26 protein-coding genes and 1 pseudogene are annotated in these 25,309 nt (G+C 52.3%); 26 read left to right on the forward strand and 1 reads right to left on the reverse strand.

Annotated elements, in window-relative coordinates; all coding sequences use genetic code 11:
* Positions 1–19 precede the first annotated feature (19 nt).
* From H8S80_RS29080 to H8S80_RS29115, 8 genes are all read left to right on the forward strand, one after another.
* A complete protein-coding gene (locus tag H8S80_RS29080) occupies positions 20–7,564 on the forward strand; it encodes a helicase-like domain-containing protein (RefSeq protein ID WP_502709022.1) in 7,545 nt (2,514 codons plus the stop codon).
* Position 7,565: 1 nt separating this feature from the next.
* Positions 7,566–8,384 carry a DUF3848 domain-containing protein gene (locus tag H8S80_RS29085; protein WP_117440284.1) on the forward strand — a complete coding sequence of 273 codons (819 nt, stop codon included), beginning with the start codon at positions 7,566–7,568 and terminating at the stop codon, positions 8,382–8,384.
* A gap of 2 nt (positions 8,385–8,386) precedes the next feature.
* Positions 8,387–8,725, forward strand: coding sequence for a plasmid mobilization protein (locus tag H8S80_RS29090; RefSeq protein WP_006773030.1), 339 nt, complete (start codon positions 8,387–8,389; stop codon positions 8,723–8,725).
* 155 nt (positions 8,726–8,880) lie between these two features.
* Positions 8,881–9,180, forward strand: a complete 300-nt coding sequence (locus H8S80_RS29095) for a CD1845 family protein (RefSeq protein ID WP_008816745.1) — start codon at positions 8,881–8,883, stop codon at positions 9,178–9,180.
* A 121-nt stretch (positions 9,181–9,301) separates the two neighbouring features.
* Complete coding sequence (locus H8S80_RS29100) at positions 9,302–9,898, forward strand: type IV toxin-antitoxin system AbiEi family antitoxin domain-containing protein (RefSeq protein WP_002595843.1); 597 nt, start codon at positions 9,302–9,304, stop codon at positions 9,896–9,898.
* Positions 9,895–10,749 (forward strand): nucleotidyl transferase AbiEii/AbiGii toxin family protein, encoded by an 855-nt coding sequence (locus H8S80_RS29105; protein ID WP_006059592.1) that lies wholly within the window; start codon positions 9,895–9,897, stop codon positions 10,747–10,749. The genes H8S80_RS29100 and H8S80_RS29105 overlap by 4 nt, the downstream gene beginning before the upstream one ends.
* Positions 10,746–11,072, forward strand: coding sequence for a hypothetical protein (locus H8S80_RS29110; RefSeq protein WP_006059593.1), 327 nt, complete (start codon positions 10,746–10,748; stop codon positions 11,070–11,072). The genes H8S80_RS29105 and H8S80_RS29110 overlap by 4 nt, the downstream gene beginning before the upstream one ends.
* A gap of 54 nt (positions 11,073–11,126) precedes the next feature.
* Positions 11,127–12,539: a relaxase/mobilization nuclease domain-containing protein gene (locus tag H8S80_RS29115; protein ID WP_006059595.1), complete on the forward strand. Its 1,413-nt coding sequence runs from the start codon at positions 11,127–11,129 to the stop codon at positions 12,537–12,539.
* Between the two features lie 188 nt (positions 12,540–12,727).
* Here H8S80_RS29115 and H8S80_RS29120 read toward each other — a convergent pair whose 3' ends face one another.
* Positions 12,728–13,042 (reverse strand): helix-turn-helix domain-containing protein, encoded by a 315-nt coding sequence (locus H8S80_RS29120; protein ID WP_002576937.1) that lies wholly within the window; start codon positions 13,040–13,042, stop codon positions 12,728–12,730.
* Positions 13,043–13,268: 226 nt separating this feature from the next.
* On the opposite strand from H8S80_RS29120, the pseudogene H8S80_RS29125 reads away from it, so the two are divergent.
* The 18 genes and pseudogenes from H8S80_RS29125 to H8S80_RS29210 form a co-directional block, all read left to right on the forward strand.
* Positions 13,269–13,742, forward strand: a pseudogene (locus H8S80_RS29125) (SLOG family protein); the annotation flags it as partial.
* A 107-nt stretch (positions 13,743–13,849) separates the two neighbouring features.
* Positions 13,850–14,020: a hypothetical protein gene (locus tag H8S80_RS29130; RefSeq protein WP_008723379.1), complete on the forward strand. Its 171-nt coding sequence runs from the start codon at positions 13,850–13,852 to the stop codon at positions 14,018–14,020.
* Positions 14,021–14,203: 183 nt separating this feature from the next.
* Positions 14,204–15,151, forward strand: a complete 948-nt coding sequence (locus tag H8S80_RS29135) for a hypothetical protein (protein ID WP_434062754.1) — start codon at positions 14,204–14,206, stop codon at positions 15,149–15,151.
* 14 nt (positions 15,152–15,165) lie between these two features.
* A complete protein-coding gene (locus H8S80_RS29140) occupies positions 15,166–16,548 on the forward strand; it encodes a DUF6138 family protein (protein WP_117440286.1) in 1,383 nt (460 codons plus the stop codon).
* A 12-nt stretch (positions 16,549–16,560) separates the two neighbouring features.
* The gene (locus H8S80_RS29145) at positions 16,561–16,839 is read left to right on the forward strand and encodes a hypothetical protein (protein ID WP_009298997.1); all 279 of its coding nucleotides are present in this window, start codon (positions 16,561–16,563) and stop codon (positions 16,837–16,839) included.
* A gap of 18 nt (positions 16,840–16,857) precedes the next feature.
* The gene (locus tag H8S80_RS29150; RefSeq protein ID WP_243007986.1) at positions 16,858–17,367 is read left to right on the forward strand and encodes a hypothetical protein; all 510 of its coding nucleotides are present in this window, start codon (positions 16,858–16,860) and stop codon (positions 17,365–17,367) included.
* Positions 17,368–17,601 carry an immunity 17 family protein gene (locus H8S80_RS29155; RefSeq protein WP_006773021.1) on the forward strand — a complete coding sequence of 78 codons (234 nt, stop codon included), beginning with the start codon at positions 17,368–17,370 and terminating at the stop codon, positions 17,599–17,601.
* 13 nt (positions 17,602–17,614) lie between these two features.
* Entirely contained in the window at positions 17,615–18,157 is a 543-nt protein-coding gene (locus tag H8S80_RS29160) for a hypothetical protein (protein WP_050005812.1), read from the forward strand.
* A 41-nt stretch (positions 18,158–18,198) separates the two neighbouring features.
* Positions 18,199–18,372 (forward strand): hypothetical protein, encoded by a 174-nt coding sequence (locus H8S80_RS34470; RefSeq protein WP_243272862.1) that lies wholly within the window; start codon positions 18,199–18,201, stop codon positions 18,370–18,372.
* 173 nt (positions 18,373–18,545) lie between these two features.
* Complete coding sequence (locus H8S80_RS29170) at positions 18,546–19,625, forward strand: ankyrin repeat domain-containing protein (RefSeq protein WP_117440288.1); 1,080 nt, start codon at positions 18,546–18,548, stop codon at positions 19,623–19,625.
* Between the two features lie 12 nt (positions 19,626–19,637).
* Positions 19,638–20,477 (forward strand): DUF2262 domain-containing protein, encoded by an 840-nt coding sequence (locus H8S80_RS29175; protein WP_024739409.1) that lies wholly within the window; start codon positions 19,638–19,640, stop codon positions 20,475–20,477.
* 13 nt (positions 20,478–20,490) lie between these two features.
* The gene (locus H8S80_RS29180) at positions 20,491–20,994 is read left to right on the forward strand and encodes a DUF2004 domain-containing protein (RefSeq protein ID WP_117440289.1); all 504 of its coding nucleotides are present in this window, start codon (positions 20,491–20,493) and stop codon (positions 20,992–20,994) included.
* A gap of 36 nt (positions 20,995–21,030) precedes the next feature.
* A complete protein-coding gene (locus H8S80_RS29185; RefSeq protein ID WP_117440290.1) occupies positions 21,031–21,357 on the forward strand; it encodes a DUF5713 family protein in 327 nt (108 codons plus the stop codon).
* Between the two features lie 5 nt (positions 21,358–21,362).
* Positions 21,363–22,310, forward strand: coding sequence for a DUF4241 domain-containing protein (locus tag H8S80_RS29190; protein WP_117440291.1), 948 nt, complete (start codon positions 21,363–21,365; stop codon positions 22,308–22,310).
* 228 nt (positions 22,311–22,538) lie between these two features.
* Positions 22,539–23,819 carry a hypothetical protein gene (locus tag H8S80_RS29195; protein ID WP_243007984.1) on the forward strand — a complete coding sequence of 427 codons (1,281 nt, stop codon included), beginning with the start codon at positions 22,539–22,541 and terminating at the stop codon, positions 23,817–23,819.
* A 13-nt stretch (positions 23,820–23,832) separates the two neighbouring features.
* Entirely contained in the window at positions 23,833–24,432 is a 600-nt protein-coding gene (locus H8S80_RS29200; RefSeq protein WP_117440293.1) for a hypothetical protein, read from the forward strand.
* 29 nt (positions 24,433–24,461) lie between these two features.
* Positions 24,462–25,061 carry a hypothetical protein gene (locus H8S80_RS29205; RefSeq protein ID WP_117440294.1) on the forward strand — a complete coding sequence of 200 codons (600 nt, stop codon included), beginning with the start codon at positions 24,462–24,464 and terminating at the stop codon, positions 25,059–25,061.
* A 2-nt stretch (positions 25,062–25,063) separates the two neighbouring features.
* Complete coding sequence (locus H8S80_RS29210) at positions 25,064–25,309, forward strand: hypothetical protein (protein ID WP_020225637.1); 246 nt, start codon at positions 25,064–25,066, stop codon at positions 25,307–25,309.

Here is a 25,309-nt window from a genome sequence, read left to right on the forward strand (position 1 = left end):
CCAAAATGATATTGACCATGTGCTGCGTTTGGGAGGCAATACAGATCGTCAGAGGGAGCGTGTGGTTGCAGCATTTGAAAAGCAGAAAACCACCGCTGAGATTGCCGAGATACTGAAAACGCTGTACCACGGCGGTAACGGCCTTGGCAGTGTGAGTGCATGGTATGCCGAGGATGGTATCCATCTTTCCCACGGGAAGTCTGTCCGTTATGACAGGTCTGCCCAGGTCATTTCCTGGGAGAGTGCCGCAGAGCGTATCGGGGAGCTTTTGAAAAGTGGCCAGTTTGCCTCCAATGTGGAGCTTGCAGAAGCGGCAGGCTATGAACGCTCCCTCCTTGCAGAAAAACTTTGGCATCTGTACCACGATTTCAGCGATAAAGCCAGAGATTCCGGGTATCTGTCCTGTCTGTCCGGTATTCAGAGAACCGGGTTCCCGGAAGAAACTGCATGGCTTGCCGAGCAGCTGAGTGACCCGGCTTTCCGCCAGACACTCAAGGAAGAATACGCTGCTTTCTGGACTGCCTATCAGCAGAACCGTGACCTGTTGCGTTTTCACTATCACAGACCAAGGGAGATCTGGGAGAACCTGAAGGACCTTGACCTGCCACGCAGGACCTTTTCTTCGGATCTTTCCCAAGTGCCAACTGTCCAGCACTTCATTACCGAGGATGAGATCGACGCCGCTATGACCGGCGGCAGCAGTTTCGCCGGAGGAAAAGGCCGTATCTATGCGTTCTTCATGGCAAACCATACGGATAAGGAGAAAGTGAGATTCCTCAAAGACGAGTATGGCATTGGCGGACGCTCTCATGCCTTGTCCGGTGCAACACACAGCGGCGAAGATCACGATGGGAAAGGACTGCACTATAAAAAGCAGGACTGCCCGGATGTTCACTTGAACTGGGAAAAGGTTGCCAAACGCATTACATCTCTCGTCCAGAAAGACCGCTATCTTACAGAACAGGAACAGGCTCAGTATGACAAAATCCAGGCTGAAAAGGAACTGGTCGAAGAAGATGCCATTCAAGCCCAGCAGCCGGAGATGGAGGAAGAAACGCTAAAGCCTACCCTTGGGGAGCAGTTTGAGCAGTATAAGCCTGTGGTGACTGCCGCTATTTCCGAGGATGCCGCATACCGCAACGCCTGCGGTCACAGCGACCATGAAAATGCTGTCATCGAGGGCAATGCCGCTGTGCGCCGTGCGGTTCTTGGTTCTAAGGATATGGAGCTGATCCGACTCTATTCGGATGTGCCGGAGTTCCGCCAGCGTCTGCACCGGGAAGTAATCGACGAAACCTATCCAAAGCTCCATGAGCTTCTGCGCCCTCTGTCTCAGGAAGATATTGATACTGCCCTTTGTGCATGGAACGGCAATATCGAGAGTAAACACGCTGTCGTCCGCTATATGAAAGACCATGCAAGAGAGAAGGATACCGCTGCATGGCTGGCTCAGGAATACGGTGGCGGCAACAGCCCGTTCGTTGTCCGTGCCGGAAGCCCGGAGGAAACACAGCTGCCCTGGCCGAAGGTACAGCGCAGGCTTGCCCAGCTTATTCAGGAGGACCGGTTCTATACCGAAGAAGAACAGGATCGTTTTGACAATATCGACCCTATTGCCATCCGGGAAGCTCTGGAGGAAAGAGGGATCGTCAACGGACAGGTGACAGATCCGGAAAAACTGGACAATTCCTCATTTATCCAGCAGGTAATGTCGGATGTAGAGCAGATTGCAGCTGCCGAGACAGAACAGACTTCCGAGGTTTCCATTTCCGATGAGGAATATGATGCAGTTCGCCGCCCGACTCCGCAAAGAACCTCCTATGATCCTGCCGCCCCGGTTTATGCCGTGGGTGATACCGTGTATATCGAGGATGACGCCTATCAGATCACCGAGCTACGGGATGACACCGTGCAGCTTCTGCCTACCGGGATGGTATATCCCATCTATCGGGCAGAGCGCAAAGAACAGTTCGAGCAGCTGCTTCGGGCAGACCGCCGCAATGCTTACTATACCGAGTTTCTTCCCATTGACCCGGACAAGGCAGATCAGGATCTGCGGGATGTATTGGCCCATGGACTGATGGATGAAGCGGATAAAAAGCAGCTTTCCACGCTGCTGCAATCCGGCAGGAGCAACAGTGAGATCGCCTACTGGCTGAGCAGAGCCTACCCTCATGAGATTGAGACCCTGAATCTGGAGACCGGCGATATTGCCGATTACCGTACCACGACACAGGGCATGGAGCTGGAAGTCATGGATGCAGAGGAAAAGCGTCTGGCTGTGCTGTATTTCCGCTGGGATGAGGTTGCGCCTTTGCTGCGCGGGATGTATGCCCGTCAGCTGGATGGCTTTGGACAAGAACAGCCCCAACCGTCTGCTGAATCCCCGGCCTTTCATTCCGAGACCGTGGCCGTCTATCCGGGCGATAAGAACCATCTACCTTATGATGTGGTGGTGGAACGGTTGCATATTGAGGAGCCGGAGCCGCCAGCCCCTGTAACAGAGCCGGAGAAAACCTTTGAGGAAGTGCTGGATGAACACCCGGTTTCCATTCAGGTCAACGGCCAGTGGCAGACCTTCCCCAATGCCAAAGCTGCCGAGGAAGCCTCCTATAAGGAATACAAGGACAACCTGCGCCGCAATGCACAGAACTTCCGCATTACCGATGAGTATTTGGGTGAAGGCGGTCCAAAAGCCAAGTTCCAGGCAAATGTTAATGCCATTCGTTTGCTGAAAGAGCTGGAATCTGCCGGACAGCAGGCAAGCCCCGAACAACAGGAGATTCTTTCCCGGTATGTGGGCTGGGGCGGTATTCCTGATGCTTTTGACCCAGAGAAACCGGCATGGGCTTCCGAGTATACCCAGCTGAAAGAGCTGCTGACCCGGTCGGAATACGCTGCCGCCAGAAGCTCTACCCTCAACGCCCATTACACCAACCCTACGGTCATTCAGGCCATCTATGAAGCGGTGGACCGTATGGGATTTGAGACCGGAAATATTCTGGAGCCGTCTATGGGTGTGGGCAATTTCTTTGGTATGCTGCCGGAGAAAATGCGAAACAGCCGTCTATACGGTGTGGAGCTGGACCCGGTTTCCGGGCGTATCGCAAAGCAGCTCTATCCCAAGGCGGACATCACAGTAGGCGGCTTTGAGACCACCGACAGGCGTGACTTCTTTGACCTTGCCATTGGTAATGTGCCTTTCGGTCAGTATCAGGTTCGAGATAAAGCCTATGACAAGCTGAATTTCAGCATCCACAACTACTTTTTTGCCAAAGCACTCGACCAGGTGCGTCCCGGCGGCGTGGTAGCTTTTGTGACCTCCCGATATACCATGGACGCCAAGGATTCCACCGTGCGCCGCTATCTTGCCCAGCGTGCCGAGCTGCTGGGAGCGATCCGTCTGCCTAATGACGCGTTCAAAAAGAATGCCGGTGCCGAGGTTGTATCGGACATCATCTTCCTCCAAAAGCGGGATCGCCCGCTGGACATCGTGCCGGAATGGACCCAGACCGGACAGACGGAGGACGGGTTTGCCATCAACCGGTATTTTATCGACCACCCGGAAATGGTGCTGGGCAGACAGGAGCCGGTAAGCACTGCTCATGGTATGGACTACACCGTGAACCCCATCGAGGGACTGGAGCTTTCCGACCAGCTGCATGATGCTGTGAAGTACATTCATGGCACTTATCAGGAGGCAGAGCTGCCGGAGCTGGGCGAAGGCGAAGCCATTGACACCTCCATTCCTGCCGACCCCAATGTGAAGAACTATTCCTATGCCATTGTAGACGGGCAGGTGTACTATCGGGAAAACAGCCGCATGGTGCGCCCTGACCTCAACGCCACCGCCGAAGCCCGCGTGAAAGGTCTTGTGGGACTGCGTGATTGTGTGCAGGAACTGATCGACCTTCAGATGGATGCAGCGGTTCCAGACAGCACCATTACCCAAAAGCAGGCGGAACTGAACAGCCTCTATGACAGCTTTTCTGCAAAATATGGCCTTATCAATGACCGTGCAAATCGGCTGGCCTATGCAGATGATTCTTCCTATTACCTGCTCTGTGCGCTGGAAGTCATCGACGAGGACGGGAAACTGGAACGTAAGGCGGATATGTTCACCAAACGAACCATCAAGCCCCATCAGGCAGTGGCTACTGTGGATACGGCAAGCGAAGCACTGGCGGTGTCCATCTCGGAAAAAGCCTGCGTAGATATGAGCTATATGAGTCGGCTTACCGGAAAAACAAAAGAAGCACTGGCCGGAGAACTGCAAGGCGTGATCTTCCGTGTGCCGGGACAGCTGGAACAGGACGGCACACCCCATTATGTGACTGCTGATGAATACCTTTCCGGCAATGTACGCCGCAAACTGCGTCAGGCGCAGCGGGCGGCACAGCAGGACCCTTCTTTTGCAGTCAATGTGGAAGCTCTTAACGCCGCCCAGCCCAAAGACCTGGATGCGTCGGAAATTGAGGTGCGTCTGGGCGCTACCTGGATTGACAAGGAGTACATCCAGCAGTTTATGTACGAGACCTTCAACACCCCGTTTTATCTCCAGCGCAGCATTGAGGTCAACTATTCCTCCTTTACTGCTGAATGGCAGATCAAGGGGAAATCTTCTGTATCCTACAACGATGTGGCAGCTTACACTACCTATGGAACCAGCCGTGCCAATGCTTATAAGATTTTGGAGGACAGCCTGAACCTGCGGGATGTCCGTATCTATGACACCATAGAGGACGCAGACGGAAAAGAGCGCCGCGTACTAAACGCCAAGGAGACCACTCTGGCTGCCCAAAAACAGCAGGCTATCCGGGAAGCCTTTAGGGACTGGATCTGGAGAGACCCGGAGCGCCGCCAGACTTTGGTGCGCCAGTATAACGAAGAAATGAACTCTACCCGTCCCCGCGAGTATGATGGCAGCCATATCACTTTTGGCGGCATGAACCCGGCCATTACCCTGCGGGAACACCAGAAAAGTGCCATCGCCCATGTGCTGTATGGCGGAAATACCCTGCTGGCACACGAAGTAGGCGCGGGCAAAACCTTTGAGATGGTGGCCGCTGCGATGGAAGCCAAACGCCTGGGCTTGTGCCAGAAATCTCTCTTTGTGGTTCCCAACCACCTGACTGAGCAGTGGGCATCAGAGTTTCTGCGCCTCTATCCTTCTGCCAACATCTTAGTCACAACCAAAAAGGACTTTGAGACCCATAACCGCAAAAAGTTCTGCGCCCGTATTGCGACCGGTGACTACGACGCCATCATCATGGGACACAGTCAGTTTGAGCGTATCCCCATCAGCCGGGAGCGTCAGGAAAGGCTTCTCTATGAGCAGATCGACGAGATCACCGAGGGCATCGCAGAGGTGCAGGCCAGCGGCGGCGAGCGTTTTACCGTCAAGCAGCTGGAGCGTACCAGAAAGTCTCTGGAAGCCAGACTGGAAAAGCTGCAAGCCGAGGGGCGAAAAGATGATGTGGTAACTTTTGAGCAGCTGGGTGTGGACCGGCTGTTTGTGGACGAGGCCCACAACTACAAGAACCTGTTTTTATACACAAAAATGCGGAATGTGGCTGGTCTCTCCACCAGCGATGCCCAAAAGTCCAGCGATATGTTTGCCAAGTGCCGCTATATGGATGAGATTACCGGAAACCGTGGCGTGATCTTTGCCACCGGAACGCCGGTCAGCAACTCCATGACCGAGCTTTACACCATGCAGCGTTATCTTCAGTATGAACGCCTGCAAGAACTGAACATGACCCACTTCGACTGCTGGGCTTCCCGATTTGGGGAGACCGTCACAGCATTGGAGCTGGCACCGGAGGGAACCGGCTACCGGGCAAGAACGAGATTCAGCAAGTTTTTCAACCTCCCAGAGCTGATGAACCTGTTCAAAGAAGTGGCGGACATCAAGACCGCCGACCAACTGAATCTGCCTACCCCGGAGGTGGAATACCACAATGTTGTGGCGCAGCCCACCGAACATCAGCAGGAAATGGTCAAAGCTCTTTCGGAGCGTGCATCGCTGGTACACAGCGGAACCGTTGACCCGTCTCAGGACAATATGCTCAAGATTACCTCGGATGGCCGCAAGCTGGGGCTTGACCAGAGAATCGTCAACCAGATGCTGCCGGATGAACCTGGCACAAAGGTCAATCAGTGCGTGGACAACATCATGCAGATCTGGCGGGACGGCAAAGCTGACAAGCTGACCCAGCTGGTGTTCTGCGACATTTCTACCCCGCAGGCAAAAGCTCCTGTAAGCAAGGCGGCGAAAACGCTGGATAATCCACTGCTTCACGCACTGGAAGGCGCTGTGCCTCTGCCGGAGCAGGAACCGGTCTTTACGGTATATGACGATATTCGTCAGAAACTCATTGCCCAGGGGATGCCTGCCGACCAGATCGCTTTTATCCATGAAGCCAATACCGAAGTGCGGAAAAAGGAGCTGTTCTCTAAAGTCCGTACCGGTCAGGTTCGTGTCCTTTTGGGCAGCACCGCCAAGATGGGCGCAGGCACCAATGTGCAGGACCGTCTGGTGGCACTTCATGACCTGGACTGTCCGTGGAGACCGGGAGACCTTGCCCAGCGCAAGGGCCGTATCGAGCGCCAGGGCAACCAGAACCCCCTTGTCCATGTGTACCGCTATGTGACAGAAGGAACTTTTGACGCATACCTCTGGCAGACGGTGGAGAACAAGCAGAAATTTATCAGCCAGATCATGACCAGCAAAAGTCCGGTTCGCTCCTGCGATGATGTGGATGAAACCGCCCTGAGTTTTGCCGAGATCAAGGCTCTGTGTGCCGGAGATCCCCGTATCAAGGAGCGTATGGATTTGGATGTGGAGGTATCCCGCCTGAAGCTGATGAAAGCTGACCACCAGAGCAAGCAGTACCGTCTGGAGGACCAGCTGCTCAAATACTTCCCAGAGGAGATTGAAAAGCACAAGGGCTTTATCAAGGGCTTTGAATCTGACCTGGAGGTTTTGGCAGCTCACCCGCACCCGGAGGACGGCTTTGCCGGTATGGAGATTCGTGGAGACCTGCTGACCGATAAGGAGAACGCCGGTGCAGCCCTTTTGGATGCCTGCAAGGAGGTTAAAACCTCCGATCCGGTGCAGATCGGCAACTACCGGGGGTATGCCATGTCCGTGGAATTTTCCGCTTGGAAACAGGAGTATACGCTCCTGCTGAAAGGACAGATGACCCACCGGGCAACCCTTGGTACAGACCCTCGCGGAAATCTTACCCGTATCGACAATGCCCTTGCTCAGATGCCCCAGCGTCTGGAGGCGGCAAAGGCCCAGCTGGATAACCTCTATCAGCAACAGGCTGCCGCAAAGGAGGAAGTCGGAAAGCCATTTCTTTATGAAGAAGAACTGAGAAGCAAAAACGCCCGTCTGGTGGAGCTGGATACCCTGCTCAACATCGACGGAAAGGGACCGGCACACACCGAGTCTGTTGTTGCCAAAAGCACACGGCCTTCGGTGCTGGATAACCTAAAACGCCCGGTGCCACCCCGCAGTACAGACAAGAAACCAAAACAGCATGAGGAGGTGCGATAACATGAATACTAACGATCTGAATACAGCCCTTTATGAAAAGATGGCTGCCGAACAGGATAAGTTCCGGGACTGGCTGAAAAGCCAGCCCCCGGAAGAAATCCTGCACCACACCTATGAATATACTGTCCGTGAGGATATTGTGATGGCGATGGAGGAGCTGGAGCTGACCGACGCCCAGGCCAAGGCACTTTTGGAATCTCCCTCTCCATTGGCGGATGTGTACCGCTATTTTGAAAAGCTGGAGACCGGCTACATGGATGTGATCCGGGACAGTATTGAGAACCGTGCCGACGATGTGTGCAGAGCTAAAGAGGAACTGCGAACAACACCGGTCTATCCCCACTCTGCCGCCTATGCGAGAGAACATGGGGAGCTGGAGCAGTACCGGGCTTCCAACAATGCAAATCTCCAATGCAAGGAGTCCATTGAAGCGGCGGTGCGGGAACACTTCGACGGAATGTATCTCAGTCACGATGCGGCAAAGGGTGTGATCGAGACCTATGGCATGGAGCGTGTGGCTATGGTTCTGGCTAACACCGTTCAGCTTCAGGACTGGGATGGGCGCTACTCCCGACGCAATAAGGAATGGGCTAAGACCATTCCCAACGAGAACCCCGAAACCGTCCGTTGTGGTTATGTCCTGAACAGCCACCCTGCTGTGCTGGATGGCTTTATTGATCTGGTGCGAGAAGAACAGCAGCGTAGCCGTACTCAGGGAGAAAAACTGCAACCGTCCCGCCCCTCAGTACGGGATAAGCTCAAACAGGAGCTGCCTGCCCATAAGCCTGCCGCCCCGAAGAAACGGGAGCCGGAGCGATAACTATGGCAAAGCGTAAGCGGGATATGCAATTAAACTTTAGAGTTTCAGCGGAGGAGCTTGCTGTGATTGAGCAAAAAATGTCTCAGTTTGGAACCTCCAACCGTGAAGCCTATCTAAGAAAAATGGCGCTGGATGGGTATGTAGTCAAGCTGGAGCTGCCGGAGCTGAAGGAGCTTGTTTCCCTGATGCGCCGAAGCAGCAACAACTTAAACCAGCTGACCCGTAAAGTGCATGAGACTGGGCGGGTTTATGATGCTGACTTGGAGGATATATCCCAGCGGCAGGAACAGTTATGGGAGGGCGTAGAGGAAATCCTTACTCAGCTTTCCAAACTTTTATAACAGGGATAGATACTCCATTTGCGGAGGGAGGAACGGCATTACTTCGCTGCTCCTCTCTCCGCTTTTTCTTTTTATCGGTATCCTTGTCTTTTGCCTGCCCATGCCGGATAATATGATTAGAAAAGATACCAAGAACGCTGCAAGGAGGAAATGACATGAAGATTTTGAAAGGGCTTTTGATGATTATAACTGCACCGGTCATTTTGGTGCTGACGCTTTTTGTCTGGCTCTGCACGGGGCTGATCTACATATCCGGTCTGGTGCTTGGTCTGCTCAGCACTGTAATTGCTCTGCTTGGCGTGGCTGTGCTTATTACCTATTCCCCGCAGAATGGTGTGATTTTGCTGGTTATGGCATTTTTGATTAGCCCTATGGGGCTGCCGTTGGCTGCAATCTGGCTGATGGGTAAGGTGCAGAGTTTGAAATTTGCCATTCAGGATTGGGTTTATGGATAAAAAATACGCAAAGCCACAAAATGCCAAACACCGTCTGTTAAATTTGGAAAGAGAAACTATATATCCACAACTTTACTTTTGAACTAATATTGAATATAATATTAGTACGAAAGGAAGTGACATGATGGGACAATTTGAACAGCTGGATCAGATGCTAACAGCACAAGAAGGAATGCTGCGAACATCACAGGTCGTATCCTCTGGAATTTCAAAGCCGGTATTTTATGATTATGTGCGTTCACGAGATTTGGATAGAGTTGCACATGGGATTTATCTGTCCAAAGATTCCTGGGTGGATGCCATGTATCTGCTTCATTTGCGATTTGAACAAGCAGTATTTTCACATGAAACAGCTTTATTTTTTCACGATCTGACAGACCGTGAACCAATAGAATATACAGTTACGGTCAAAACTGGATGCAATCCAAGCAAAATGAAAGCAGAAGGCATTCAAGTTTTTACGATTAAAGCAGACTTACATGATGTAGGACTTACAACAGCGAAAACTCCGTTCGGGCATACTGTGCCGGTTTATGATATGGAGCGAACGATCTGTGATTTGCTCAGAAGCCGTAGCAGAATTGAAATTCAGACCTTTCAGGGAGCACTGAAAGCGTATGCCCGTAGAAAAGATAAGAACCTGCGAGCTTTAATGCAATATGCTGGGATGTTCAAGGTGGAAAAAATTTTACGACAGTATTTGGAGGTACTTTTATGATAAAAACAGCAAGGCAGCTTAAAGATTTAATACGAAACCTTTCCAGAGAAAAATCCGCAGATGCTCAGATTTTAATGAGGAACTACATGATGGAGCGTTTTTTGGAGCGTATTTCTCTTTCTGAGTATCGTGATAAGTTTATCTTGAAGGGTGGTATGTTGGTAGCGGCTATGGTTGGATTGGATGCCCGCTCTACGATGGATTTGGATGCAACCATAAAAGGAGCTAATGTTAATGTGGAGGATATTGAGAATCTAATTTCATCAATCGTAACTGTTCCGATTGATGATGGTGTTAAATTTCAGCTGAAAAGTATTTCGGAGATTATGGATGAAGCAGAGTATCCGGGGATTCGTGTCAGCATGAGTACAACATTCGATGGTGTAGTGACCCCTTTGAAAATTGATATTTCTACGGGAGATGCAATCACTCCAAGAGAGGTTCGGTATTCATTCAAACTTATGCTGGAAGATCGCTCCATTGATATTTGGGCTTATAATTTAGAAACTGTGCTGGCAGAAAAACTGGAAACCATTATTACCAGAACCACAACCAATACCCGCATGAGAGATTTCTACGATATTTACATTTTAGAACAGCTGCATGGAACCACGCTGAACCCGAAAATTTTACATGATGCGCTTCTGGCAACTGCTCATAAACGGGGATCGGAGAAGTATCTTAACCAGGCTGAAGAAGTTTTTGACGAAGTGGAAAATGATTCGGTTATGCAAAAACTTTGGGAGGCATACCGTAAAAAGTTTTCTTATGCTTCTGATTTGGAATGGGATGTGATTATGAAAGTAATTCGCAGGTTATATGTTCTTTGCGAGAAGGGCATCAGCTTATGAAAAAGCATGGACACTATTGTAAAGTTTGTGGTGAATACAAAGCCAACGAAAAATTTTCAGGCAAAGGTCATGCATCCCACATTTGTAAATCCTGTGCTTCGCTACCAGCAGAAACGCAGGCTGAACTGATGACACTGAATCGTCTTTTGAATCTTCCATGGAGGCTATCGAAAGAGCAGTTGTCCTGGCTGAAAAATCGACTAAAGGATAGGCGGCCTGATGTCCGTGCATTGGCGCAAGAGCAATATGAAATGAGATTTCCACCAAGACACTTAGAAGATGATGAGTTCAATTTTTTCGATGAAGAAAGTTTTATAGAATAGTGAAAGCGGTCTGCTATGGCAGGCCGTTTTCTTTTCGGGAAGGAGGTCTGACCTATGGCAACCACAAGAATCATGCCGCTTCATGTCGGCAAGGGCCGCACAGAAAGTCGGGCGATCAGTGACATCATCGACTATGTGGCCAACCCAAAGAAAACAGATGACGGCAGACTCATTACCGGCTATGCGTGTGACAGCCGGACTGTGGATGCGGAGTTCCTTCTGGCAAAGCGGCAGTACATTGCCGCTACCGGACGAGTGCGAGGTGCGGATGATGTGATTGCCTATCATGTGCGCCAGTCGTTCCGCCCCGGTGAGATCACTCCGGAAGAAGCGAACCGGCTGGGTGTGGAATTTGCCAAGCGATTCACCAAGGGCAATCATGCCTTTGTGGTCTGCACCCACATAGACAAGTCGCACATTCACAATCACATTATCTGGTCATCGGTCAGCTTAGAATATGACCGGAAATTCCGAAACTTTTGGGGCAGCACCAAGGCAGTCCGACAGTTAAGTGACACCATCTGCGTCGAAAACGGACTGTCCATTGTGGAGAATCCGAAACCTCACGGAAAGAGCTATAACAAGTGGCTGGGCGATCAGGCAAAGCCCTCTCACCGAGAGCTGCTGCGTGTAGCGATTGACAACGCATTATCACAAAGTCCTGCTAATTTTGAGGAACTGCTGAAGCTGCTGCAAGAGTCCGGCTGTGAAGTATCAAAGCGCGGAAAATCGTATCGTTTGAAACTCCCCGGCTGGGAGAAAGCCGCCCGAATGGACAGCCTGGGCGAAGGATATGGATTAGATGATTTGCAGGCGGTTCTCTCCGGGAAGAAAACGCATACCCCACGAAAGAAAATAGTTACACAGGCAGAGACGCAGAAGGTCAATCTGCTGGTGGACATTCAGGCAAAATTGCAGGCAGGAAAAGGTGCTGGCTATGCGCGATGGGCTAAAGTTTTCAATCTGAAGCAAATGGCGCAGACCATGAACTACCTATCAGAGCATAACCTGCTGGAGTATGCGGTTTTGGAAGAAAAGGCTGCGGCCGCCACGGCACATCACAATGAGCTTTCGGCGCAAATTAAGGAGGCTGAAAAGCGTATGGCAGAGATCGCTGTTTTGCGTACTCACATCGTAAATTATGCCAAGACCCGTGAGGTCTATGTGGACTACCGCAAGGCCGGCTACTCTAAGAAATTCCGGGAGGAACATGAGGAAGAAATTCTGCTCCACCAGGCTGCTAAGAATGCCTTTGATGAGATGGGCGTCAAGAAGCTGCCCAAGGTCAAAGAGTTGCAGACGGAGTACGCGAAATTGCTGGAAGAAAAGAAAAAGACCTATGCCGAGTACCGGCGTTCCCGTGAAGAAATGCGGGAGCTTTTAACGGCAAAGGCTAATGTAGACCGAGTGCTGAAAATGGAGGTAGAACAGGATGTTGAAAAAGAAAAAGACCACGGCCAGCGGTAAGCTGGTCCTGGTCAAAAGCGTTCGCAGAACGCGCAGCCACAGAATGAAATTCTGTGTTCAAAGGGGCTTGGGGGCGCTGCCCTCAACAAGCAGCTTGTGGCGAAATGGATAGCCACAAGCATTGCTTGCCACAATATGCTGCGCATAAAATGAAAAACTAACGACGGGACGCTTACTGCCTCCTATCGTTAGTTTTCTGTGTTTAAGCGACTTATAAAACCAATCAGCATAATCAAATCGTCATCTGACATCTTTCTCATTCCGTCCAAAGCCTTCTTGATAAGCTGAGGGTTATTTTCCTGTGCATCAAAAAATTGAAGCGGTGTGATTTCAAAATACTCACAGATGTTGAGGAACTGCTTCATAGACGGCATAGAACGCCCAGAGGAAATCGCCTGAATATAGCTTCTGTTCTGCCCTAACTCCATGCTCATCTGATATTCTGAAACACCTTTTTTCAATCGCAATTCTGTGATCCGATTGCGGATAAATTCTTCGTCCATACGCTCACCTCTCTGCACTTTTAGCATAGCAGAAAGCAATTCTTGATACTTCGTATGTATTGTGTTATAATTTTATAATACAACCTTTATACGCATTATTATTTGCGTTATTTTTGCTTTATATGCGTAATCAAGGCAGTTATCAAGGGTGATTTATATGAATCAGTATGCCTGCGCCATTACCGGCCACCGACCAACAAGATTTTGCTTTTGATATAATGAGGAAGATCCCCTATGCCAAAAATTAAAAGAATGTCTCCTGGAGCAGTTTCGGATACTTCATGACGAGAAATTTGTCCGTACTTTTTTTGTCGGCGGTGCTCTTGGTGTGGATATGTGGGCTGGAGAACAGCTGCTGACATTGAGAGCACAAACGGGATACGAGGATATTAAAATTATCGTTGTAATTCCCTTCATCGGCTATGACTCTAAATGGCCGGATCAGAGTAGACATAGATTGAAAAAGCTGATCCAAAACGCAAACGATTCTATTGTTATTTCACATTCTGCGGATGTTTCCGGTTATAAAAAAAGGAATTACTATATGGTCGATCATGCAGAGTACATCATCGGTGTGTTTGATAATCAGAAAAAGCTGCGCTCAGGTACAGCACAGACAGTCAACTATGCCTTGCATCAGGGAAAAGTAATCACTCTGATCCATCCAGACACTATGGAGATAACAGCCCCTGCGCCTTAACAAATTCACAAAAATTTTTCATTAGCATTTCCAACAAAATATTTTCATTGAAGGGGTGCTGTGATATAATAAGATATAAAACTACGCTCAGAACAAATGGTGCCGCTATGAACAAATATATTGGACAGCAATTTGCTGCTTTAAGATACGAAAAAAATATTTTGGTTGTTGAAGAAACTACATCTGCTGGTGGATGCGGCTCCTTCAACGCGGCTTCTTCATGCCCTGCGTCAGCCTGTCTTTATGACAGTGCGGCGTGGGGCTTTTTTATTGCCTGAAAGGAGTATGAGAACATGAGTCTGAAATATACCTGCCCCAGCTGTGGAACCCCATTGGGTTATGAGGGATTGTGTTGGAAATGTAAGTGCGAGCAAGAACGGCAAGCTGCTCTGGCCTGGATGCCGGAACAAATTGTCGAAAAACAAAGAAACTTGATACAGAACATCCAGAGGCTGGCTGATATGAAGGACCCAGAGTTCGCCGACTTTTGGCAGCTGCTTAGCTACCATGATGCCATCACCCCGGAGATTCAGCGAGTGGCACTGGCCGCAGAGGTGTTCTGGCCCTGTGAGATCTATTATCATGCTCCCGCCGATGTGCGGGATGGTCTGATCCATGCGCTGTTGTCCGCAGAATATTCCAGCGCGGCCTCCAACCTGATGAGTTGCCTTGCTATGCAAGGAGATGACAAGGCAATGGAGACTCTGCTGGAGCTGGAGCGAAATCCCCGGCCCTGGCGCAAGGGCCTCTATGTAGACCCATCCAGCTATGCGCAGATCGGAGGCTGGACCTTCGACAAGGAGGGCCAGAAAATCCAGCTCAACTTCGATACCTGCTATCCTATGGTCAAAGGAACCACCAGCGAGAAATCTCCCGTCCGCATTGGCCGGGCACGGGAGGACACCTGTCCCCACTGCGGCGGGCGGATGGTGGATATTTTGGTGCTGGATGGCCGGGATGAGCGGCTCCGGTTCCTGGGGCTGGATGGTATTCTGACTGCCACCTGCTGCCCCAACTGTGTGGGATTCTTGAAAGGTCCAGCCTTTAACAGTTTTACCCTGGATGGCGGCGTGGAAGTCTTTCCCTCCGAGCTCTTTGACGGGGCGGAGAAAACGGATTGCTATGTCAGTCCCGAGGACTACAAGGCCCTCACGGAAAATCCCTTTGTGCTGGGCGAAGCGCCCGTGCCCCTGTTTTACGGTGCGGCCCGCCAGGATGTGAACACGGTGGGTGGCTTTGCCAACTGGGTACAGGACGCGGAATATACGACCTGCCCCCACTGTGGGAAACCTATGAAATATCTGGCCCAGATTCAGTGGGATACGGTGTTTGACTGTGCGGAGGGCACGCTCTATGTGGAATTCTGTCCAGACTGCCAAATCGTATCCATGCAGCATCAGCAAACCTGAGAGGAGACCTTGCCATGAGTTTGCCAAAGCGTGATGGCGTACATGACCGCTACTATCTGATCCACAAGCCGGACACTTCCCTGGAGGTGCTGGCGGAGGCGGATCTCTGCATTCAGGATGTGCTGAACGGAACCGCTCGTGAAAATCACTCCGCCTACCCGACTGTGGTGCGAAATCATAACGGAACACCCTTTCTCCCGGATCAGCTGCTGGAGCGGTATCTGACCGGGCTGCCGCTGAAAGGATTTCCCTGTGAGGATGCTGCCTCTCTCTGCGACGCCATGCGGCGGCTGGTGGGCTGGCAGGAGATCCGCTATACATTGGAGAAATACATAGAAAAGCAGGTGCAGGAAAGGTATTTTGAGGCTGGAGAAAAAGAGGATGATTTTACGCCTTACCCGCCTTGTACTGTGTGGCCGGAGCTGCGGCCGGAGGATGTGGATGAAGGCCTGCTGCGCTTTGCCTGCTATGTGGCGGTCTGCCATACGGTGTACGGGCAGAGTTTTGAATCCCTCACCACCGAGCACATCCTCGGCCTGGTCTCCCAGCTTCGCCCAGATATGGTGAAGCAGCTGAAAACAGCCGGCAGCGGCAAATTACCAAAGGACATCCAGCAGCGTAAGACGGAGCATTTCAACGCATCGGCCAATGATGCGTTTGCCACTATCCGCATCACCGCCAGGGACTCCACGGAGGAGTGCTATGCTGAAATCCTGGACTACCTGTGTGCGGTGCTGGAGCAGGAGGAATTTCCCCGCAGTTACTCGGTGGAGTTCCGTGGGAAGGAAAAACTCTATCTGCCCATTCCCGGCTTGCCCCAAAAGGGCGTCAATCAGCTCTTTGCCTGTGCTGTGCAGCACCCTGATCTTCATCCGGCTATGGAGCGATACGCTCGTTTGGCTATGCGGGAGTTTGAGTGGTATCAAAACCTTGCGGATGAAGCCTGCGCCATGCCTGGCACCTTTGCCGTGTTCGCCCTGGGACTGGAAGGGCCGAAGTGGTGGCGGCTGGTGTGCGATTACCTGGATCGATGTGATGACGAGCACTCCTCTTTGCAGGAGAAGTTCCTGCATATTCTGTTCAAGCAGTACGGGTTCACTGCCCAGTCCCTGCCGGTGCTGGTCCACGGAGTACAGTCCATGCAGAATCTGAAGCCCGCAAAGGAGTTCCGCGCCCTGATCGCCAATGAGGAGAGCCTGGATGCTCTGCTGGAGATCAAAGGGCATCTGGAATATTACCTGCCGGAAGAATCCGGCAATGACAAAAGGGCGCTGGCCTACCTGTGGCGTGATGTGCTCTGGGCCATCTGGGGCACAGCCTCTGAAAACGGCGGCAGCAAGGTCATCAAGACAGCGCCCAAGGAACTGAAAGAGAAATACCAGCAAGTATTTGCGTAAGGAGGGCTCTGTATGTGCGAGCACTGCCGAAACATTCAAACATGGAGAAAATTTGACGCCCCAAAGGACTATCTGGCCTGTATTGCTTACATTCAGCAGTTGGTGTCGGAGGGGGAATTTGAACTGATGCAAGAGGAATCCACCTGCCCACTGGAGAAGGTAAAGACAGAGGATGGCTGGGCAGACGAAATTATGGCTCACATGATTAGGTGCAAGCACTGCGGCCAGATCTTCACCTGTGTGGTCAACACCTGGCGAGGCAGCGGACACTTCAAAAAAGGCAAAGGATGACACGGAAAAGGCGGTGAAATGATGAATCAGGCAGAAAAAGCAGAGCTGCTGGAGCAGCTTGAGCAATGGAATAAGAAGGACGAGTATTCCCGGTGTATCCGGGCCATCGAAGCCATCCCGGAACAGGAGCGGGGCTATCTGCTGACCGTCAAGCTGAGTCGGGCTTACAGCAATCTGGCGGTGCTGGGAGATCATGGAGAGCATGGGACCGACGGTGAAGTGGACGGGGATCTCATCCGACACGCCATTGAGCTGCTGGAGTCCGTCCGCGCCCAGGGTGAGAACGATCCCTACTGGAACGCCCGGATGGGCTATTCCTGCCTGATGGCATACCGTTCCGCCGCCTCCGCCTATGAATACGCCAAGCACTGGCTGGCCCTGGTCCCGGATGACCCAGCCGCCCAAAAACTGGTTCGGGACTGCGAGGAATATCTGGAGGAGGAAAAAGCTCTGGAGCTGGATTTAAAAGAGCGGGAGGAAATCATCCGAAAGGAAACTCCCGATGATGTAAAGGGGGGGTATCTGTAAATGAACAGCGAACAGATCACAGCATTTTTACAAGAGCATTGGTACATTGCCTCGGTGCTCATCGGGGCCGTGATTTTGTTTGGAGCGATCCGCAACTGGAACTGGCTCTGCGACCCCACTGGTACGCGGGATGCCCATCGACACAGCAGAGGATACCGGCGTGTGGTTTTCTTTCTGCTGGGTGTCCTCTTGATTGTGGTGAGTATCTGGGGATTTGTGCTGAAATTGAAATAGGAGGAGAAAGACTATGATGACTGAGAAATATCCCACCTGGCTCATCGGCCATGTGAAAGAATGGGCGGAGAAGCGTTTGCCCACCGTGATACTTTGTTCCACCACCGGCAATGAACTGCTGGAGGTTTGGTATTACGGAGATCTGCTCACGGTGAAAGGAGAACCCCAATCCTATATCATAGATAGCGACGAGGCCCCCGGACTGGTGACAGCCCGTGACCCGGAGAGCGGCGAGGAGTTCGTCATCTTTGACGGTGGACGGCATGGCTACGACAATATGTTCTGCGATGAACATGATCCATCCGAGCTGGAGCACCGCCCCCTCAAGCGGTATGAGATCCCCGCCTCCAAGTTGGTGCTGGAGCTGGGGTACAGCGTGGACTATGAGGACGAAAAAGAGAACTTTGAACCGGATGAGGCGGATACCGTGGAACTGATCAACGGTGAACGGATGCCGTGGGAGCAGGCCAAGCGGGACGGCATCGACTATATCGCCCTTTACTATGTGAACGAGAAAGGAAAACCAGTCCAGATCCTGGACGCAGAGCTGGCCTGAGTATACCGCAGCCAGATGACGGGATAAAGGAGGGCGACAGCGTGATCGGGACAGATGAAAACCGGGCGGTGCTCCATGTGGAGGTCATCTTCTGGAGCGGCAAACGAAAAATACCACCCAGCCTGGTCAGCGGAAAGTATTGTCCCCATTTTGGTCACAGGAACTACAGAATATTTGGGTGTATGCTTTCTGGACGGAACCGAGTGTACATTTGATACACCAGCTTTGGGAAATGCCCAACCCCTATATCCAGATACCATTGACTATGCCCCGCTGGAAAACAATGCGGAATTTTTGATCTATGAGGGAGCCAATGCCGTTGGCAAGGGCCGGGTGCTGGGCCGAACCGTTCCCTATAAAGTGAAACAACAACGAAAGTAGGTGCCTTATGTACCAAATTGCATATATTGGCCGCTGGGAGACCCTCCCGGAAACGGCTGCCGCCATCTGTGACCATGATACTCCCAAGCTGGAAGCAATGCTCCAAGGCGGTCTGGATTTAGATGTTCCCATCCAGCTCAGCGAATATATCAAGCTGATGCCGCTGGAGATCGCGGTTTTTCGGAATGATGTGCCCATGATCCACTTCCTGCTGGAGCATGGAGCTGATCCCGGTCTGGCAGAGGAACAGCCCCTGCTGCTCACTGCCGCCCGCTGTTGTGGGCCGGAGGTGGTGGCGCTCTTTGCTGGACAGGCCGCAAAACTCAGCCCGAAGCAGAAAGAGCGGGCCTTCCAGGAAGTACGCTGGGGCAAGCGCCCGGAGAATATCCCGGTGCTGGAGCAGGCTGGGATCACAGTGGATAAGTTTGGCGGCGAGGCATTCCGGGCCGCTGTGTCTGAGGGCAATACCAAACTTGCCCAGCTGCTTCTGGAAAAAGGGGCAGACATCAATTACCACAAGCCGGACATGGTGTTTCCGAACGCCTCTACCGCTGTCACCGAAGCGGCTCGGCATAAGAATCTCCCCATGGTGCGCTGGCTCATTGAGCAAGGAGCCGACATCACCATTGCTGACAAATACGGTGACCGGCCTTACACCGTGGCGGTGCAGAACAAAAATCAGGAGCTGGCCGACTACTTAAAAGCCCTGGAACCGGAGGAATGGCACAACGAACAGGAAAAAGTCCGGCAGCTCATGCCCTACAAGCTGCCTGCCAAGCTGGTGGAATACTTGAAGACCGGCCCCTTGCGGCTGGAATTTCCAGAGCGGGAACTGGTGAAGTGGGCGGAGCTCTACTCCTTCATGGATGTGCAGGAGATGACCTGGAAACGGAAGAAGCTGCTCTCCCTCATGGTGCAGATGGACAACTACAGCAACTATCTGCTGCTGTGGAGCCCCAGGGACAAAAAGCTGTGGTATCTGGACATAGAGCATGAGGAATTCCACCCTCTGGCCAAATGGGATGACTTCATCACAGATCCCGGCCGGTATCTGAACGGGATGATCGAGGGCGAGTTTGAGAAATGAGGAGAATGATCTATGTTCGAAGAATTCTATGAGATGTATGAGACCGAGGAGCAGGAAGTGGTCGCTCTGATCAATCGCTGCATCGGAGGCGGATTTAACTGGAAAGGCAACTTTTGGGAAATGACCGTTGTGACGCTGGGCGTGGTATTTTGTGACACCGGCAAGGTCAGCACCAAAGAGGAGCGGCTGGAGTGGCCGGTCACCGATGAGGAGCGTAACAGCGAAAAGGGCTGGGAACGCTTTCAAAACGAGCAGATCTGCCGCCTGAAGATCCGCCAGATGAAAGAGGAATGGGCAAAAGATCTGGTGGCATGGCCCTGGTGTATCTCCCAGGTGGTCAAGGCCCACGAGGACTGTCCGGAACTTCAAGCCGTTCTGGACGAGTACCACAAGCCGGTGGTGATCCAGGACCAGGTGCTGGGTGAACTGAAGCTGGACAAGGACTATGATACCTTCGAGGGAGAAATCCAGTGGTGCGGAAAGGATGTGCTCCTTTCTCTGGAGGTCAATGCTGAAAGCAAGCCCTCCTGGACCCGCGCCCGCAGTGCCGCCAAGAAGCTGCTGGCCGACTGTGAAACCTGGGACAAAGCCATGCGGGAGCTTGCAGCCAAGAACCTGACCGAGCTGGCCGACAACTGGCTTTCTCAAGATGAGGAAAATCCCCGCAATCCGAAAACAGACCCTATCACAGAGGAAGAACTTGCCCGACGGATCAGCATGACGAGCCTGTCCGTCACCTCCGGCGGCAGCTTCACAGCCTGGTTTGACTGCGATGAGATGTTCACCGACCATGCGGTGACTGTCTACGGCTCCTTGAAAAAGGGCCTCAAAACTGCCAACATTGAGGGGTAAGGAGGATAACATTATGAAACTGAACTGTAAACGCATTGATTTTACATATATACCCGGCGAGGAAATCTTCAACTTTCCCGAGGAATCGGGACTACCCTTTCTCTTCGATGTAGAGGAAGAACTGACCGGCGATCCTGCTGCCATGGATACGGTGGGAGAAATGCTGGATGAGGCGGAAAAACTGGCAGAAAAGGCCAAAGCCGCCATCAAAGCGGCGCTGGCGGACGAGGACAGCCGCTACCATAGCGTTGTGACCTTTTTCATGGAGTTCCACCGAGACGAGGTAGGCCCGGATATTGCGGCGGAACTCTTTCCGGGAACCGACCCGGCCAAACTGTCCTTTGCTGAGATGGTTGACTTTTTGAAGCTCAAGCGGTTCGGCAGTCTGGTGGATAGCGAGATGAACCAGCAAGTTTTCATTCTGGATCTGTCCTTTAACCCGGAGATTACCGACGAACTGATGGTAATCTACTTTGATTTGAACAAGGAGATTTTCTGTATCACACATGAGAGCTGAGCGTGACTGACATACACGAGGAAAGGAGCAATCCCTATGAAAGCATTTGACCCCAATTACAAGCTGCTGGACGAGATGTATCAGGACTATTACTATCCCACTTTTCTGGTGGACAAGGTAAAAGACGAGCTTCAGAAGGTCATCGCCCTGCTGGAGAGTGGCGAAACCGACACCGAAGTGGTGCAGGAAACGCTGGACGAGGCGGTCTGCGGCATCAATGATCTCCAGGAGGAGTTTGACGAGCACGACAGCGAGATCGAAACGGTGGCACGGGAATGTATCGCGGCAACCGTGGCCTACATTCTGGAGTGGTTTGGCATTCCTATTGACACCGAGGAGGCCATCCGGGAACGGGACTGGTGAACCCTATGGCAGAAAAAGAACTGGCCCTTTGTGATGAGTGCGGAAGGCTGTTTTTCAAAGGCTCCTCACAGATGATGGGGCTGTGCCCGGAATGTGCCCATGTTCTCTATGGCTACCCGAATTGTGACCATCATTTCCAGAATGGCCGATGTGTGAACTGCTACTGGGACGGCTCTAAGAGCGCGTATATCAAAAAACAGAACCAACAGGAGGAAACTGATATGCCTACAACTGAATGGTTGAACAAATACGAAGCAATCAAGGATAAATTGACCTGTAAAGATGACTTGGAGGCCCATTTCACAGAGAAAGTGATTGGGAACATGGCGGTGGATGTACTGGACATCGGTGTCGTCCATTTCCCCACCGGGCAGATCTTCGCCTGTGATCCGCTGGTGGAACTGGAGGACACTCTGCCGTTCCTTCAAACGATCCCCGCCGGAACTTATCCCGTGAAAATCTGCGTGGTACCCAGCGAACAATACGGCGACCGCTACGCCTGCGTCAAGGTGGAGGTCAGCCGGGAAAAGCCTGTCCGCCATGAGCTGGGCATGGTGGGCAACGAGAATCTGGACGCGGCACTGGGAGATGATGACTACTTCGGTTTCGGCGTAGATGCCGGAATGGGGTGTATTGCAGACATCCAGACCCAGGCGGCTTTCAAAACATACTGGGCCAAGCGGCTGGAGGAGGACCCGGACATCGACCCCTACAACGACCTGTTCTGCGACTTACTGGAGGAAAACGCCCAAGCCCACCCTAAATATCAGGGGGACTGCGGCGACTGGCTCAACTGGACCGTGCCGGACACGGACTGCAACCTGCCCATCTTCTCCTCTGGCTGGGGTGACGGTTACTATCCCGTCTACTTCGGCTATGACGCAAAGGGCAAAGTCTGCGCCGTGTATGTGCGCTTCATCGACATTGAAGCCAGTTATCGAGAGCAGGATTAAAAATGTGACAGAACAAAGGAGAGCGCCATGAAAGCCACCGCCGGAGAGGTCTATACAGTCTATAACCAATATCTGAAACGCTACACCGCCTGCCAGGTGGCCTATATTGCGCCGCCAGACACGGTGAGCAAAGAGTCTTGGGCGGTGATCCTCTCTCTGGATTGGGTGGGCGACGCCCCTCTAACTGCGGAGGAACTGCCCCATCTCCGCCCGCTCTACAAGGACTTCATGTACTGGTCCCGCGACCTCCACCTGCTGCGGGTGCCGTTGGAGGTCCCGCCCCAATATAAACTGGTGGGCACACTTCCGCCCTTCACCGACCAGCCCTGCCGCTCCTACGGAGGCTGGAGTGACGGCTATGATGTGTATCTCCAGATCCGGTGGCAGGCCATTCCGGAGGAACGGCGGCGGGCCTTCAAGGAGGCCATGGACAGTGACGAGCAAACGGAGATCGGCGGTATCCAGCTGAAGGTCAACAACCATCGGGTGATGGACCAGTACGCACCATTCGATTCGGCGCTGGAACTAAAGGCTCTGCCCTGCCTCTCCGAACTCATCTGCGAGCGGTGGCACCCGGATCTGCTGGAGTTTTTGCGGGAATCCCCCTTTGTTGATGAAGTGACTTTGCTGAACCACGGTCAGAGGACACTTGATCTGCGAGGCACCAGCATCAGAAAGCTGATGCTGGATATGACCGGGCTGGAGGAACTGTGGCTGTGTGAGGGAACGGAGCTGCTCCTGTTCCAGAACAAGGGGCCGGACGCCTGTGCCATCCATGCCCCCGAAGATGGCAGCGGTTTGACCCTCCAATTTATCGGGGAATACCGCCCGCACACGGAACTGCCGAACCTACGGGGGCTGCATGGCATCGAGCTGAAGGACTTTGATCTGAGCGGACTGGCTGCTGTCCATCCCCACTTAAAGGAACTGCGGCTCTGGGGCGCGCAGGGAAACCTGGAGAACTTCTCCGCTGTGCGAGGGTTCCGGGAACTGACGAACCTCTCCACCTTCGACCTGTTTGGCTTCGGCGCGGATGACATCCCCACCCCGGAGCAGATGCCGGAGCTTCGCTGGTTCTGGATGACCAGCCTGCCGGAGACGGCGGCAAAAGCGGCAAAGCAGCTCTGGAAAAGCAAGCCGGGAATGGATCTGCGGATCACCAAACCCCGGAAACCGGAGTGGCTGGCGCAAAATCTGGACAATCCCTTCCGGGGCTGGGACGGTGCGGAGCATATTCCTGCCGCCGCTGCGAAAAAGGCAGCCAATCAATACCGCAAGACCCGTTCCCAGCTGATGAAGTTGGCCGCTGAACCGGGCGAGGACGCCCAGGCCCAGGCGCTGGATGCGGTGGCCGCCTACACCCAGACCTTCAACAAGATGGGCTTTATCGAAACCGAGGAGCGGGATGAAATCTATATGGCCCTGCGGGGCATCCTGGACGCCCTGCCGGATGGCACGCTCCAGAAGGATGCCCTGATGGAGAAGTTTGAGCAGTTGAGGGATTTTTGAAAGGGGTGTCACATTGAGCTACACAAAATTCAGCAAAGAAGTAACCAAGTGGCTGAAAGACAATGGTCTGCCCTGCTATGGGACAGCCAATGATAGCCCCGAAGAAACAAAGGCCCGGCTGGACGCATGGATGCACGGGAGCAAAGAGATACTGCGCCAGTGGATCACAGAAAAGCGTTACCGTGAACTAATTTCCTGCGCCCACGGAGGCTGGTATCAGGATGATGTAATTTTTGAGCCCTTGGCTGAACATTTTGTGGCGAACCACCTGTTTGATGAACTGCGGTTTCTCTGCGAACGCGGCATCCGTTTTTCTGCGGAAGATATGCTGGCCACCATTAAATCTGAGAAAGAGGAGCATGGGACGCTTGATATAGAAACAATTCGGTCTATCAATGTTCCAAGCTATGTGTCAGGCCGCAGTTATTCCCATTTGGGGGAAATCGCAAAATACAGGAAACGGGCGCTGGATCAGATTATCCGCTATGCAGGCTATCTGGAGCAGATCCACGCACCTGCGGAGTATTTGGAACAGGTAAATGTCCTGCAAGAGAGCGTTTCGGATCTGACAATCAAAACAAAAGATTTGAAACCGTTCCGGTTTCGGCTGTGAAAGCAATTTCCTGAAAGGAGTGTGGGCGCATGAGCCGAATTGTTGATGAACCCTACTTTACATACAGTGCATACAACGCCCTGACCTCTGGCATTCAGGTGAAATGCCCCAAGTGCCATGGCGCAGGTGTGGTGACAGCGGATGATGACAACGCCTATTTCCGGTGCCTGAGCTGCGGCCACCGGATGACGCAGGATCGGACGATCTACCGTTATGATGTCCATAACCAGTGCAAAAACTGCGGCAGGTACTACCGAGTGGATATTGAAGATACGGCAAAGCAGCATTTTCCCGTCCTCCATGTGACCTGCCCCTATTGCGGAACAACCATGTCGGGAGAAGTTCATAAAACAGCGGAGGCGTTTTCATATATTGGCGAAATCAGAGATGGACGAGAACCTTATTTCGGGTTGAAACTATGGTTTTTGACTTCATTTCAGGGAAAACCTGTATGGGCACTCAACCGAGAACATCTTGCCTATCTGATCGGCTATCTCAGCGCCGGACTGCGGGAAAAGCCGCCGGGAAGAGCGAAAATGACCCAGGCCGACCATCTCCCCACCTTTATGAAAACCGCAAAGAACCGGGAGCGGATCGTGAAGCTGCTGAGGCAAATGCAGGAGAAATGAGGATGGAACAGAAAGTAATTTACAACGGCCAAATTCTTACTCTGACTCGGTTTTGGGCAACAGGAGAACCTTGCCTGTGGATCACCGACCCACAGCAGATCGAGATGCCCAAAATGGAGTTTGTGGGAGGCCACCCGGACGAATACTGCATTTTCCTGAAAAATCTGACGGAAACAGAACTGGCACAGATCACATCTCTGGACGGCGCTCCACTGGATGTGAAAGAAGAACTAAGCGACATCGAATGA

The organism is Hungatella sp. L36 (assembly GCF_014288035.1).